This is a genomic window from Pseudomonas sp. NY15437, assembly GCF_048068435.1.
Classification (GTDB): Bacteria; Pseudomonadota; Gammaproteobacteria; order Pseudomonadales; family Pseudomonadaceae; genus Pseudomonas; species Pseudomonas nitroreducens_B.
This window is the reverse complement of the sequence record NZ_JBLUQC010000002.1, coordinates 1-12,650: the sequence shown is the minus strand read 5'-3', so window position 1 is coordinate 12,650 and position 12,650 is coordinate 1. Positions and strand designations below refer to the sequence as shown.

The following is a 12,650-nucleotide window of genomic DNA, read 5'->3' as shown; positions in this document are numbered from 1 at the left end:
CAAAGGGAGATGTCGGTCACACTTTTAGTCTGGTGGCATCCATTCTCCGCACAGGATGCCCGCCATGAGCATCATCGTTACAGGCGCCGCCGGCTTCATCGGCAGCAACCTCGTCAAGGCGCTGAACCAGCGCGGCGAGACCGACATCATCGCGGTCGATGATCTGACCGAGGGCGACAAGTTCGTCAACCTCGCCGACTGCGACATCAGCGACTACCTCGACAAGCGCGATTTCATCGAGCGCTACGCCCGTGGCGATTTCGGCGTGGTGCGCGCGCTGCTGCACCAGGGCGCCTGCTCCAGCACGATGGAGCGCGACGGGCGCTACATGATGGACAACAACTATCGCTACAGCTGCGAGTTGCTGGACGCCAGCCTGTCCCTGGGCGTGCCGTTCCTCTACGCCTCGTCGGCAGCGGTGTATGGCGGCGGCCATGAATTCCGCGAGTTGCGCGCCTGCGAACGGCCGCTGAACGTCTACGGTTATTCGAAGTTCCTCTTCGACCAGCGCGTGCGCAAGCTGTTGCCCACCGCGCGCACCCAGGTGGCGGGCTTCCGCTACTTCAACGTCTACGGCCCGCGCGAGCAGCACAAGGGGCGCATGGCCTCGGTGGCCTTCCATTGCTTCAACCAGTTCCGCGAAACCGGCAAGGTCAGGCTGTTCGGCGAATACGGCGACTACCCGGCCGGCGGCCACCTGCGCGATTTCGTCTCGGTGGAGGACGTGGCCAGGGTCAATCTGTATTTCCTCGACCACCCCGAGCGCAGTGGCATCTTCAACCTCGGCAGCGGCCGTGCCCAGCCGTTCAATGACGTGGCCCTGGCGGTGATCAACACTTTGCGCGAACAGCAGGACCTGCAACCGCTGACCCTGGACGCGGCGATCCGCGCCGGGTTGCTGGAATACACCGAGTTCCCCGATGAGCTGCGCGGCAGGTATCAGTGCTACACCTGCGCCGACATCGCCTTCCTCCGCGAAGCGGGCTACCGCGCGCCGATGATGGGGGTGGAGGAGGGCGTACGGCGCTACTGCCACGGGTTGCTGCAACAGGGCTGATACCGCCTGTAACGGGTTTTTTACCCAGTCTTTACCCCGTGCTGACACTGCGCAGGGGCAGCGCGCGAGACAATCACCCCAGGCCGCCACGCAGGCTGTCGTGCGATGAACCCTTGGTATTCCCTCCCCCGGGCAAGGTTCGAGTTTCGCGCGCTGCGGGGCGGCCTTCTTTTTTCTATGCACCGCGCCTGTAGGAGCGAGCTTGCTCGCGAACCGATCTCGCTCCGCTGCCGGAGGGGGCGCGAGCGCGGGCTTCCCCTCACCCCAACCCTCTCCCAGAGGGAGAGGGGGCAGATTGTGCCGACTGACGCTGTGGTTTCATCCTGCTCCGAACGGTCCCCTCTCCCGCGGGGAGAGGGTCAGGGTGAGGGCAGACCCGAGCGCTGGAGTATCACGGTAGGAGCGGAGCTTCTCCGCGATATCCCGGCGCAGCCGGGACCCTGGGTGTCGGCAACGCGGCGGCCCCGGCCGGATCGCCAAGCTCTCCTCCAGCAAGAGCCGGCCCCGCAGGCCGCGGCTAGTGCGACCCGCGCGCGCTGAGGAAGGTGGCGACGATGATCAGCACGCCGCCCGCCAGCATCCGCAGGCTCGGCTGTTCGCCGAACAGCACGGCGGCGAAGGCGATGCCGTAGACCGGTTCCAGGGCGAAGATCACCGCCGCCGTGCGCGCCTTGATCAGCCGCAGGCTGGCGACGAACAGGCTGTGGGCGACGCCGGTGCAGAGCACGCCCAGGGCCACCAGCCACAACCAGTCCATTCCACTCACCGAAGGCAGGTCGAGCAGCACCAGCGGCAGCAGGCAGGCGATGATCGTCAGGTTCTGACACAGCGCCGCCTGGATCGGATCGATGCCGCGCACGCTCACCCGGTTGGCCAGCGACAGCAGGGCGAACAGCAGGCCGGAGAGTGTGCCCCAGAGCAGCCCCGCGGTGGCGCCGTCGCGCAGGTCCAAGGTGGGTGTGACCATCACCAGGCCGATGCACACCAGCGCCACCACCAGGTACTCGCCCTTGCGGATGCGCTCGCGGAACAGCAGCCCCTCCAGCAGCACCGTGAAGGCCGGGAAGCTGGCGAAGCCGAGGGTGGCGACGGCGACGTTGCCGACCTTCACCGCGAGGAAGAAGGTCAGCCAGTGCGTACACAGCAGCACGCCGCCGCCTACCAGCATGGCGGCCTGTTTCGGCGTGGGGCGCTTCTGCGCGCGCAGATGCCCGGCGAACACCGCCGCCAGCGACAGCGAGCCGAACAGGGCGCGGCCGAAGACGATGATCAACGGGCCGGCGAGGATGAGTTTGCCGAAGATGCCGGACAGCCCGAACATCAGGGCGCCGATGTGCAGGCCGATCAGGGCGCCGCGGGGAGTGAGCTGGGTAACGCGCTTCATGCCGTAGCCCCCGCCGACGGCTGTGGCGGGGCCTTGTCTGGAAAGAGGGACGCGCACCGGCCCGGCCGGCGCGCACTGGAAGGGAAATCAGGCGAGACGCGCGCCATTGGGCAGCGGCTTGTCGAAGCCGGCCAGCACCACCTTGTCGTCGCTGTCGTAGGCACCGGTGACCAGCACTTCCGAGCGCACGCCGGCGATGGATTTGGGCGCGAAGTTGCACACGCACAGGACCTGGCGGCCGATCAGCTCGCTTGCGTCATAGTGCGCGGTGATCTGCGCGCTGGAGGTCTTGATCCCCAGCGGGCCGAGGTCCACCTGCAGGATGTAGGCGGGCTTGCGTGCCTTCACGTTGGGTTCGGCCTGGACGATGGTGCCCACGCGCAGTTCGACGCGTTCGAAATCCTGCCACTCGATGGTGTCTGCCGACATCGCTGTTCCCTGGTCATTGCTCGGTTCGATGGCCGGCAGTCTAGGCCCTGGGCGCGCGGCTGTCTGTCGCGCGGCTAGCGGGAATTGTCGCGCGCCTGCTGGCGCAGTTGACGCGGCGTGGTGCCGAACTGGCGCACCAGGGCAGCGGTGAAGGCGCTCTGCGAGGCGTAGCCGACCTGCGCGGCGATCTCGCCCACCGACTGGTGCGAGCCGCGCAGCAGGTCCCGCCCCAGTTGCAGGCGCCGCTGGCGCACGTAGTCCATGGGCGTCTGCCCGGTTTCGGCGAGGAAGCGGGCATGAAAGCGTGCGGCGGACAGCCCGGCGAGCCGCGCCAGGTCGGCCACCTGCAGCGGGTGCGCGGCGTGGCGGTCGATGTAGCTGTCGAGGCTGGCCAGCGGCAGTTGCGCCGGCTCTTCGATGCGCTGCTGCCCGGCGGCGAGGCTGGCGAGCAGGAGGATCGCGCCCTGGCGTGCCAGCACCGGGTCATGCAGCGAGCTGCCGGCCAGCCACTGCACCAGCTGCGCCTGGTCGTTGCTGAGCAGGCGCTGGCCGGGGGTTTCCAGCAGACGTCGGCCGGCGTCGCTATGCTGGCCCAGGCCTTCGAGCAGGCCCTCTTCGTCCTCCAGGTCCACCACCAGGCAGCGGCTGCCGTCGGGGCTGGCGCAGGCGTGGTGTTCGTCACGCGGCACCACGGCGAAGGTCTGCCGGGTCACCAGGCTGCCGCGTCCGCCCACCTCGAAATCCAGGCTGCCGGACAGCCCCAGTACCAGCTGCGCATGGCTGTGGCTATGGGCGAGGTGGTCGTGGCTGTAGTGGCGCAGGGAGAGGATCTGGCTCATGCAAGCGTGTTCCGGGCTGGCGGGCTGGCCGTCAGTCTAGCGCGCCGGCGGCTGTAACGGGACTGTCGCCAGTCGGTCATGTGCACTTCACCGCGCTCGCCGACACTCGCGGAAACCTACCGGAGGCCGCCGACGATGAGCAGCGCGCAACGCATGACGCCGACGAAGAAACAACGGGTACGTACCCTGTGGATATCCGATGTCCACCTGGGCACCCGCGACTGCCAGGCCGAGCACCTGGCCGGTTTCCTCAAGCGCTACCACGCCGACCGCATCTACCTGGTGGGCGACATCATCGACGGCTGGAAGCTGCGCGGCGGCATCTACTGGCCGCAGGCGCACACCAACGTGATCCGCCGCCTGCTGACAATGAGCAAGCGCGGCACCGAGGTGATCTACGTCACCGGCAACCACGACGAGTTCCTGCGCCGCTACTCCTCGCTGCTGCTGGGCAACATCCGCCTGGTGGACGAGATCGTCCACACCACCGCCGACGGCCGCCGCTTGCTGGTCATCCACGGCGACCAGTTCGACGTGATCACCCGCTATCACAAGTGGCTGGCGTTCCTCGGCGATTCGGCCTACGAATTCACCCTGACCCTCAATCGCTGGCTCAACCACTGGCGCAGCCGCTATGGCTACGGTTACTGGTCGCTGTCGGCGTACCTCAAGCACAAGGTGAAGACAGCGGTGAACTTCATCAGCGACTTCGAGGAAGCCATCGCCCACGAGGTGCACAAGCGCGGCCTCAACGGCGTGGTCTGCGGGCACATTCACCACGCGGAGATCCGCCGGATCGGCGAGGTGGAATACCTCAACTGCGGTGACTGGGTGGAGTCCTGTTCGGCGCTCATCGAACACTGGGACGGCAGCATCCAGCTCTATCGACTGGCCGAGGAGCAGGCACGCAGTGCCGCGCCGGCGGTGGTCGAGTCGGCGGCATGAGGCTGCTGATCGTCACCGATGCCTGGCTGCCGCAGGTCAACGGCGTGGTCACCAGCCTGCGGGCGCTGGTGGCCGAATTGGAAGGGCAGGGCCATGCGGTCGGCCTGATCACCCCGCAGGATTTCCGTCATCGTCCGTGCCCCAGCTACCCGGAGATTCCCCTGGCCTGGGACGTCTGGAAGGTGGGCGAAAAGATCCGCGCCTTCGCCCCCGACTGCGTCCACCTCGCCACCGAAGGCCCGCTGGGCTGGGCCGCCCGGCGTTGGCTGGTACGCCGGGGAGTGAGGTTCAGCAGCGCCATTCACACCCGCTTTCCCGAATACGTGAACACCCGCTGGCCCTGGTTGCCGCTGGCGTGGGGATATGCCTTCCTGCGCCGCTTTCATCGGCCCAGCGCGGCCGTGCTGGTGAGCAGCGAACGCATGCGCGCCACCTTCGCCGCGCAGGGCTTCGCCCGTCTGGCGCTGTGGCGCAAGGGTGTGGATATCCAACGCTTCCAGCCTGGCGCGGGCACACCGCCGGATGAGCCGGTGTTCCTGTATGTCGGCCGCCTGGCGCGGGAAAAGAACCTCGAAGCCTTCCTCTGCCTCGACCTGCCGGGGCGCAAGCGCGTCGTGGGCGACGGCCCGCAGCGCGCCGAGCTGCAGGCGATTTATCCACAGGTGGAGTTCCTCGGCTATCGCCACGGCGATGCATTGGCCGAGGTCTATCGCACTGCCAGCGTGCTGGTCTTTCCTTCGCTGACCGACACCCTTGGCCTGGTCATGGTCGAGGCACTCGCGTGCGGCACGCCGGTGGCGGCCTTCCCGGTGGCCGGGCCGCTCGACGTGCTAAAGGAAGGCGTCACCGGGGCCATGGACGTGAACCTGCGCAGCGCCTGTCTGCGGGCGTTGGCACTGGACCGGCGGGCCTGTGCGGACTGGGCGAGCACGCAGACCTGGCATGCGTCGGCGCAGGAGTTCCTGAGCCGTCAGGTGCGCCTGACGGAGGTGCCGGTCAGCGAGGAGCCGGGCTACCTGGGCGGCTGATCAGAACAGCTGGCGATCGTGGTCCAGGCTCTGGTCCACCAGCCACTTGCCGTGGGCGATGGACGCATGCTGGGCCTTCTGCAGATCCGACAGGAAGGCAAATTCCAGCGGCAGCGTCTTGCGTCGGGTGGTGTGCCCGTCCGGGCTGGTGATGTGGCAACCGGCGGCCCACGGGGTCGGCAGGCCGGGGTGTTCGACCACATCGGCGGTGATGGTGTAGCGGCGGTATTGGCATTGCATCAGGCTCATGGGGCGTCCTCCTGGCGGTTCGCCAACGGCCCCGGAAGGGCGGTGGCGGGCGGAACGATGTCGGCGTCGCGCGCCGGCAAGCCTTCTCACGTCCCAACATAGAACACCCGACAGGCTTTTTTGCCGGATACCGACGAACGCGAATCCCGCCTGCGCTGCAGATTTCGTTCGCGATCTTCCCAATGCCGACGCCGCGCGCCAGACTGTCTGCCATGCCAATCCAGACACTTTCCCGCCTTGCCGACCTCGACGCCCGCCAGTGGGACGCCCTGCTGTCGGACGATCAGCCGTTCCTGCGCCATGCCTTCCTCTGCGCCCTGGAGGACAGCGGCAGCGTCGGCGGTCGCACCGGCTGGCAGCCGTCTCATCGCGTATTGCTGAACGACGACGGGCGCCTGCTCGCCGCCGCGCCGGCCTACCTGAAGAGCCACTCCTACGGCGAGTACGTGTTCGACTGGAGCTGGGCCGATGCCTGCCTGCGTGCGGGTATCCCCTACTACCCCAAGCTGCTGGTGGGCATTCCCTTTACGCCGGTGGGCGGCGCGCGCCTGCTGGGCAGCTCGGAGGCGGCGCTGAGCCTGGTCGGCGCGCTGGCGGCGGAGGTGGACGAGGGGCATTGCTCAAGCGTGCACGTGAACTTCACCGATGCGGCCGCCGATGCGCTGCTCGGCTGCGCGGAAGGTTGGCTGCCGCGCCTGGGCTGCCAGTACCACTGGAACAACCGGGGCTACCGTGACTTCCAGGATTTCCTCGACGCGCTCAGTTCGCGCAAGCGCAAGCAACTGCGCAAGGAGCGCGAGCAGGTCGCCGGGCTCGGGCTGGATTTCGTCTGGATGGAAGGGCGTGAGCTGTCAGAGACGCACTGGGACTTCGTCTATGCCTGCTACAGCAGCACCTACGAGGTGCGCGGGCAGGCGCCCTACCTGAGCCGCGCATTCTTCAGCCTGATCGGCGAACGCATGCCGGAGGCGATCCGCGTGGTCTTCGCCCACCAGCGCGGCCGGCCCGTTGCCATGGCCTTCAGCCTGCTGGGCGGCGACACGCTGTATGGCCGCTACTGGGGCTGCCTGGCGGAGTTCGACCGGCTGCACTTCGAAACCTGTTTCTACCAGGGCCTGGACTTCGCCATCGGCCACGGCCTCAAGCGCTTCGACGCCGGCGCGCAGGGGGAGCACAAGCTGATCCGCGGCTTCGAGCCGGTGATCACGCGCTCCTGGCATCGCCTGGGGCATCCGGGCCTGCGGGAGGCGGTGGAAGAATTCCTGGTGGGGGAACGGGCGGGCATCCTGGCCTACGCCGAAGAGGCCCGCGCGGCGCTGCCGTATCGCCAGGAGTAATGCATTTCGTAGGAGCGAGCTTGCTCGCGAACTCGCGCAGCACAGGAGCCTTCGGTCAGGCTGTTCGCGAGCAAGCTCGCTCCTACAGATTCCCGCCTTGCGGGCGAAGGGGTTACTCCGGCTTTGCCTCGCCCTTGCCCGGCAGCATGCGCACCAGGGTGTTGTCGCGGCTGATGTAGTGGTGGAACAGCGCCGCCAGGGCGTGGATGCCGATCAGCCAGTAGCCGAGCACGGCGATGGTCTCGTGCCAGTACTTCACCTGCTTGGCCAGGTCCGGGTTCTTGCCCACCAGGTGCGGCAGCTCCAGGCCCCAGAACGGCACGGGCTTGTCGGCGGCGCTGAGGATGATCCAGCCGGCCAGCGGCAGGCCGATCATCAGGCCATAGAGCGCCAGGTGCGCCAGGTGCGCCAGGGCCATCTGCCAGGCCGGCGGCGCCGGAACGATCGGCGGGGCGGGGTAGATGAAGCGGCCGATGATGCGCAGCCAGACCAGCACGAACACGGAGAGGCCCAGCATGAAGTGCCATTGGGAGAACAGCGCGCGGGTGTCGCTGCCTTTGGGGAAGTTGGTGCGGTACTCCATGCAGAAGTACGTGGCGGCGATCAGCACTAGCATGATCCAGTGCATGGCGATGGACAGGCTGCCATAACGGGACGGGGTCTTGGACAGGCTCATGACGGTTCCTTGTGTGACTCGGGGAGCGTGACGCCCCGTTCTGGCGACGGAGCTATCGGTGTCAGCATAGAGCCTTCAGCCTGCCTCAGGCACCGTGAAGGCAAAGTGAAAGGGCCGCGATGTGCGGCCCTTTTGATGTCGGTCAACCCTCGTCGGCGGTGGGCTGCCGTGAGCGGATGGCATTCACCAGGCGCTTGGCCAGGGCCGGGTAGTCCTCGTCGAAATGGTGGCCGCCGGGCAGTTGCAGGTTCTCGCCCACGGCCTGCGGCTGGGTGCAACCGCTTTCGTCCTTCTCGTCGATGCCGTACACGCAGAGCACTTTCGGCGCCGGCAGACGGGCCATTTCCGGGCCGGTGGCGGCTTCCTGACCGGCCTTGCCGAGCCAGCCCTGCACCTCGATCTCGAAGCTGCCGCTGCGGGCGAAGGCCAGCAGGATCACCGAGCTGACGTCCTTCTTGGCGTCCGCCGGCAGGCGGTTGTAGATCGCCGGCAGCACGTCGGCGCCGAAGGAGTAGCCGGCCAGCACGAAGTGCTTGGCGCCCCATTTCTCGCGGTAGTGCTGCATCAGCAGGGCAAGGTCGGCGGCGCTCTGTTCCGGGGTCTTGTGCTCCCAGAAGTAGCGCAGCGCATCGACGCCCACCACCGGATAGCCGAGCTCGGCCATCTGCGCGGCGACGTCGCGGTCCAGGTCACGCCAGCCGCCATCGCCGGAGTAGAACAGGGTGACGGTTTCCGACGGCTTGGCGGCCGGGACTTCCACCACCGGCACGCTGTCGCCGCCGCCTTGCAGCAGCTGGCGCAGCTGGTCGGCGAGCACCTTGGGCAGCGGCGTGTCGTAGTCGGTGATCACCGTCTCGGCGTTCTTCAGACCACGGGCGAAGCGCGCGCTGGCGTCGTCCGGGTTGTCGTTCCAGGCGGCCAGCCAATGGCCATGGGGCGTGGCGGTTGGCAGCGGCGTGGCAGCGCAGTCGGGTTTTTCCAGGGAGAAATCGACCGACAGCGCCTTGGCCTTGTCGTCGGTCTGCCCGGCGAGCCAGCGCAGCGCCCAGGCGCTGCCCGGGCCGATGCCGGCGACCAGGGTCGGCTGGCCGTCGAGCAGTTCGCTGGCAGCCTTGATGCGCGCCTGCTGGGCGGCGCAGTCGTTTTCCGGGAAGACGAACTGCACCACGCGGGCGCCGCTGTCGTGGGCCAGGGCCAGCAGTTGGCCGTCGTCGAGTTTCTGGTCAGCCTTTACCGCGAGCAGAACACGGGCGTTCGGCTGCTTGCCGGGGATGGCCAGGGCGACGGCGCTGCCATCGGCGAGCTGGCGGTGTTCCAGCGAGGCCTGGGACGCCGGGCGGCTCCACAGCAGCAGGCCGACGGCGAGGATGATCAGCAGGAGGAGGGCGAGCAGGTGTCGCCAGCGTCGTTTCAACATATCAGCGTTTTACCAATCCACTCAGGCCGCCTGCGATGAGGGCGGCCGTATCGGCCAGGGCCACCAGCGGATCCAGTCCGGCGGGCACGGCCAGGTAACGGGGTTCCCAGTCGGGCTGGAACTTGTCCTTGAAGCGTCGCAGCCCCTGGAAATTGTAGAACTGCTCACCCCGGCGAAAAACCAGCGCGCCGAGACGTTGGGTCAGCGGGGCGCCGCGGCGCGGCTGCAAGCCGGCCAGGGGCACCATGCCGAGGCTGAAGCGGGTGTGCCCGCTCTCCTTGTAATGCAGGATCAGGCCGAGCATGAGGAACTCCATGGTCAGCTTGGGTGCGTCGGGGGCCACGCGCATCAGGTCGATGCTCGCCAGCTCCTTGCCGGAGGTTTCCAGCAGGTTGGCGAAGGCCACGGCGCGGCCCTGGAAGCGGACCACGACGACGCGGAAATAGTGCAGGTACTCGGGGGTGAAGCGGCCGAGGGAGAAGCCCTTTTCGCGGACGTTCTTGCCGCCCAGCCAGGCATCGGAGATGGCGCGCAACTCGTCCATCGGCGCCTGGCCGGCATCGTGGAACTCCAGGCTCAGGCCGTCGCGCTGGCCCCGGTTCCAGGTGTAGCGCAGGTCCTTCATCTCCTTGCCCTTGCTCTCCAGGTCGAAGCGGCGGAGGTCGACCCGCGCCTCCTCGCCGAGCTTGAGCGCGGTCAGGCCGATGTCCATGTACAGCGGCAGGTTCTCCGCGCGCACCTGGTAGAACACCGGGCGCGCGTGGTGCAGGTCGCAGAGGTCGCGGAACTGCCAGATCAGCTCGGCGCGCGCCTGGGCCGGGCCGACCGGGTCGAACAGCGCCACCAGGCTGCGGCCGCGGCGCGCATACATCAGGAAGGCGTCGTTGCCTTCGTGGAACAGCAGGGCCTTGTCGCCGGACAGGGCCAGGCCGCCGTCAGGCTGCGCGGAATTGGCCAGGATGCCGGCGGCGATATCCAGCTCCTCGCGGGTCGGCGCATGGATCGCCGGCGGCGCGGTGCGCAGCAGCCAGTACAGCGCCAGCGCGGCCAGCAATAGGCAACTGCCCAGGGCGGCGCGCAGGCCGCGCGGGGCGTCGGCGTCGAGGGCGAACTGCCACCAGAGCTCCTGGCTGTAGGGCACGTCCTGGTAGGCGAACAGCAGCAGCCAGATGGACGCGGCGATGACGCAGGCGGCGGCGCCCAGGTAGAGCGGCGAGAAGGGCAGGTCCATCAGGCGGCTGCGGCGGTAGAAGGCGCTGCGGAAGATCACCAGCAGGGCGGCGGTGAAGCTCAGGATCAGTGCTTCTTCCCAGTCGAAGCCCTTAAGCAGCGACAGCCCGGCGCCGGCGATCAACAGGCCGAGGGTCAGCGCCCACGCGGCGGAAAGACGGCGCCGCAGGCCGTAGGCGAGCAGCAGGCAGAGCACGCCGATCAGGCTGGCGGCCAGGTGCGAGGCATCGATCAGGCGGTGCGGCACCAGGAAGCCGACCTCGTCCAGGCGGGTATCGATGGACGGCGTGGCGCCGGAGAACAGCAGGACGATGCCGGAGATGAACACCAGCAGCGAGAGGATTTGCGCGGCGAAGCCGGAGGTGATGCGCACGGCCTGCTTGGCCACCAGGATGCGGCGCGCCTCCAGGAACAGCAGCAACAGGCACGCGACGATCAGCGGCAGCACCACGTAGATCAGGCGGTACAGCAGCAGCGCGGCGGCCAGCGGCGCGGCGCCCAGTTGGCCGGCGAAGGCCGCCAGCAGTACGGCTTCGAACACGCCGACGCCGCCCGGCACATGGCTGAGCACGCCGGCAGCCAGGGCGATCAGGTAGACCAGCAGGAAGGCGCCAAAGGGCGGCGCTTCGGGCAGCAACAGGTAGAGCACGGTGGCGGCAGCGGCCACGTCCAGCGCGGTGATCAGCAGTTGCAGCAGCGACAGGCGCAGGCCCGGCAGGCGCAGCGTGCGTTTGCCGAAGCGGACCAGGTGGCTGTCGGGGGAGGGTTGTTCCGGAAGCCGGCGGCGTTCGACGGCGACCACCAGCAGCAGGCAGAAGGCGATGATCCCCAACGCCAGCACGGCCACCAGCCATTCGGGCAGGTGCAGGGCCAGGGAAGCGTCGGACAGATCGCTCAGCGCCGCGAGCGCTGCCAGCACCGGCAGGGCGCAGCCCAGCGAAAGGCTGGCGAACAATGTCATCAGGGCGACGTCGCCGGCGCCCAGCCCCTGGCGGGCATACAGGCGATAGCGCACTGAACCGCCGGACAGCATCGACAGGCCGACGGCATTGCCGATGGCGAAGGCGGAGAAACCACCGGTCAGCAGCGCCGGGGTGGGCAGCTTCACTCCGGCGAAGCGGCTGGCCGACCATTCATAGCCCAGCAGGAACAGGAAACCCACCACCGTGGCGGCGAAGGCGCCGAACAACGAACTACTGGGTACGTCGAGCAGGGCGTCGTGCAGGGAGTAGGCGTCGATGTCGCGCAGCAGGTGATAGCAGGCGATCAGCGCCAGGCTGAACAGGACCAGGGTCACGCCCAGGCCGAGTGCCTGGCGGTTGGCATGGACCCATTCGAGCCAGGCCGCTCGGGGCTGCGCGTCGTCTAGGGCAGGGGTATCGGGTGTGGCAGGGTTGGCGCTCATCGGGCACCTCAAACGATTTAGCGCGACAGAGTAGGGGCACTGACGCGAATTCCCAAGTCCCCGGAAGAGTATTTTCCTGATCCGTGAGACGCCACCCGTGGGCGAGATTTTTTGGCCGCAACGAAAAAAGCCACTCCTAAGAGTGGCTTTTTTCTTGGTGTCTGGTTGCGGGAGCAGGATTTGAACCTACGACCTTCGGGTTATGAGCCCGACGAGCTACCAGACTGCTCCATCCCGCGGCGGCAATTCTACGCAGATGATGGCCTGTGTCAAACGGTATTTTCGTTTTCGATCAACAATTTAACTCGCGCGCAAACGAAAAAGGCCACTCCGAAGAGTGGCCTTTTCACGGTGTCTGGTTGCGGGAGCAGGATTTGAACCTACGACCTTCGGGTTATGAGCCCGACGAGCTACCAGACTGCTCCATCCCGCGTCAGCCATTCTACGCGGATGAAAGGTCTTGTCAATCGATATTTGCCGTTCGATCAATAATTTAAATCGCGCGCAAACGAAAAAGGCCACTCCGAAGAGTGGCCTTTTTCTGTGTCTGGTTGCGGGAGCAGGATTTGAACCTACGACCTTCGGGTTATGAGCCCGACGAGCTACCAGACTGCTCCATCCCGCGGCAGCCATTCTACGCCCGCGGGGCTTCCT

11 protein-coding genes and 3 tRNA genes are annotated in these 12,650 nt (G+C 67.3%); 4 read left to right on the top strand and 10 right to left on the bottom strand.

The features are described from left to right. Positions 1-64: 64 nt before the first annotated feature. Positions 65-1,057, top strand: coding sequence for an ADP-glyceromanno-heptose 6-epimerase (gene rfaD / locus ACNFIA_RS04065; RefSeq protein ID WP_416783045.1), 993 nt, complete (start codon positions 65-67; stop codon positions 1,055-1,057). Positions 1,058-1,574: 517 nt separating this feature from the next. On the opposite strand, the gene ACNFIA_RS04060 is transcribed toward rfaD, so the two are convergent. The 3 genes from ACNFIA_RS04060 to ACNFIA_RS04050 all read right to left on the bottom strand — a co-directional run bounded on the left by ACNFIA_RS04060 (position 1,575) and on the right by ACNFIA_RS04050 (position 3,709). Further along, positions 1,575-2,441 (bottom strand): DMT family transporter, encoded by an 867-nt coding sequence (locus ACNFIA_RS04060; RefSeq protein ID WP_416783043.1) that lies wholly within the window; start codon positions 2,439-2,441, stop codon positions 1,575-1,577. An 87-nt stretch (positions 2,442-2,528) separates the two neighbouring features. Beyond that, positions 2,529-2,870: a tRNA-binding protein gene (locus ACNFIA_RS04055; RefSeq protein WP_259753675.1), complete on the bottom strand. Its 342-nt coding sequence runs from the start codon at positions 2,868-2,870 to the stop codon at positions 2,529-2,531. A gap of 74 nt (positions 2,871-2,944) precedes the next feature. Continuing rightward, positions 2,945-3,709 (bottom strand): AraC family transcriptional regulator, encoded by a 765-nt coding sequence (locus tag ACNFIA_RS04050; RefSeq protein ID WP_416783040.1) that lies wholly within the window; start codon positions 3,707-3,709, stop codon positions 2,945-2,947. Between the two features lie 135 nt (positions 3,710-3,844). Here ACNFIA_RS04050 and ACNFIA_RS04045 point away from each other — a divergent pair, with 135 nt between their 5' ends. Continuing rightward, the gene (locus ACNFIA_RS04045; RefSeq protein WP_259753678.1) at positions 3,845-4,654 is read left to right on the top strand and encodes a UDP-2,3-diacylglucosamine diphosphatase; all 810 of its coding nucleotides are present in this window, start codon (positions 3,845-3,847) and stop codon (positions 4,652-4,654) included. Further along, positions 4,651-5,682, top strand: a complete 1,032-nt coding sequence (locus ACNFIA_RS04040) for a glycosyltransferase family 4 protein (RefSeq protein WP_416783038.1) — start codon at positions 4,651-4,653, stop codon at positions 5,680-5,682. The genes ACNFIA_RS04045 and ACNFIA_RS04040 overlap by 4 nt, the downstream gene beginning before the upstream one ends. Here ACNFIA_RS04040 and ACNFIA_RS04035 read toward each other — a convergent pair whose 3' ends face one another. Next, entirely contained in the window at positions 5,683-5,931 is a 249-nt protein-coding gene (locus tag ACNFIA_RS04035) for a hypothetical protein (RefSeq protein ID WP_259753682.1), read from the bottom strand. It abuts the gene before it with no gap. Positions 5,932-6,143: 212 nt separating this feature from the next. On the opposite strand from ACNFIA_RS04035, the gene ACNFIA_RS04030 reads away from it, so the two are divergent. Beyond that, positions 6,144-7,268: a GNAT family N-acetyltransferase gene (locus ACNFIA_RS04030; protein WP_416783035.1), complete on the top strand. Its 1,125-nt coding sequence runs from the start codon at positions 6,144-6,146 to the stop codon at positions 7,266-7,268. A gap of 112 nt (positions 7,269-7,380) precedes the next feature. Here the strand turns inward: ACNFIA_RS04030 and ACNFIA_RS04025 are convergent, their stop codons facing one another. The 6 genes from ACNFIA_RS04025 to ACNFIA_RS04000 form a co-directional block, all read right to left on the bottom strand. Beyond that, a complete protein-coding gene (locus ACNFIA_RS04025; RefSeq protein ID WP_259753686.1) occupies positions 7,381-7,944 on the bottom strand; it encodes a cytochrome b in 564 nt (187 codons plus the stop codon). Positions 7,945-8,086: 142 nt separating this feature from the next. Further along, on the bottom strand, positions 8,087-9,361 hold the full coding sequence (locus ACNFIA_RS04020) for a virulence factor family protein (protein ID WP_416783033.1): 1,275 nt from the start codon (positions 9,359-9,361) through the stop codon (positions 8,087-8,089). A 1-nt stretch (position 9,362) separates the two neighbouring features. Continuing rightward, positions 9,363-11,996 carry a bifunctional lysylphosphatidylglycerol flippase/synthetase MprF gene (gene mprF / locus ACNFIA_RS04015; protein WP_259753689.1) on the bottom strand — a complete coding sequence of 878 codons (2,634 nt, stop codon included), beginning with the start codon at positions 11,994-11,996 and terminating at the stop codon, positions 9,363-9,365. A 162-nt stretch (positions 11,997-12,158) separates the two neighbouring features. Further along, positions 12,159-12,235: transfer RNA gene (locus ACNFIA_RS04010), tRNA-Met, on the bottom strand. A gap of 117 nt (positions 12,236-12,352) precedes the next feature. Continuing rightward, positions 12,353-12,429 (bottom strand) — tRNA-Met (locus ACNFIA_RS04005). Positions 12,430-12,544: 115 nt separating this feature from the next. After that, positions 12,545-12,621 (bottom strand) — tRNA-Met (locus tag ACNFIA_RS04000). Between the last annotated feature and the right edge of the window lie 29 nt (positions 12,622-12,650).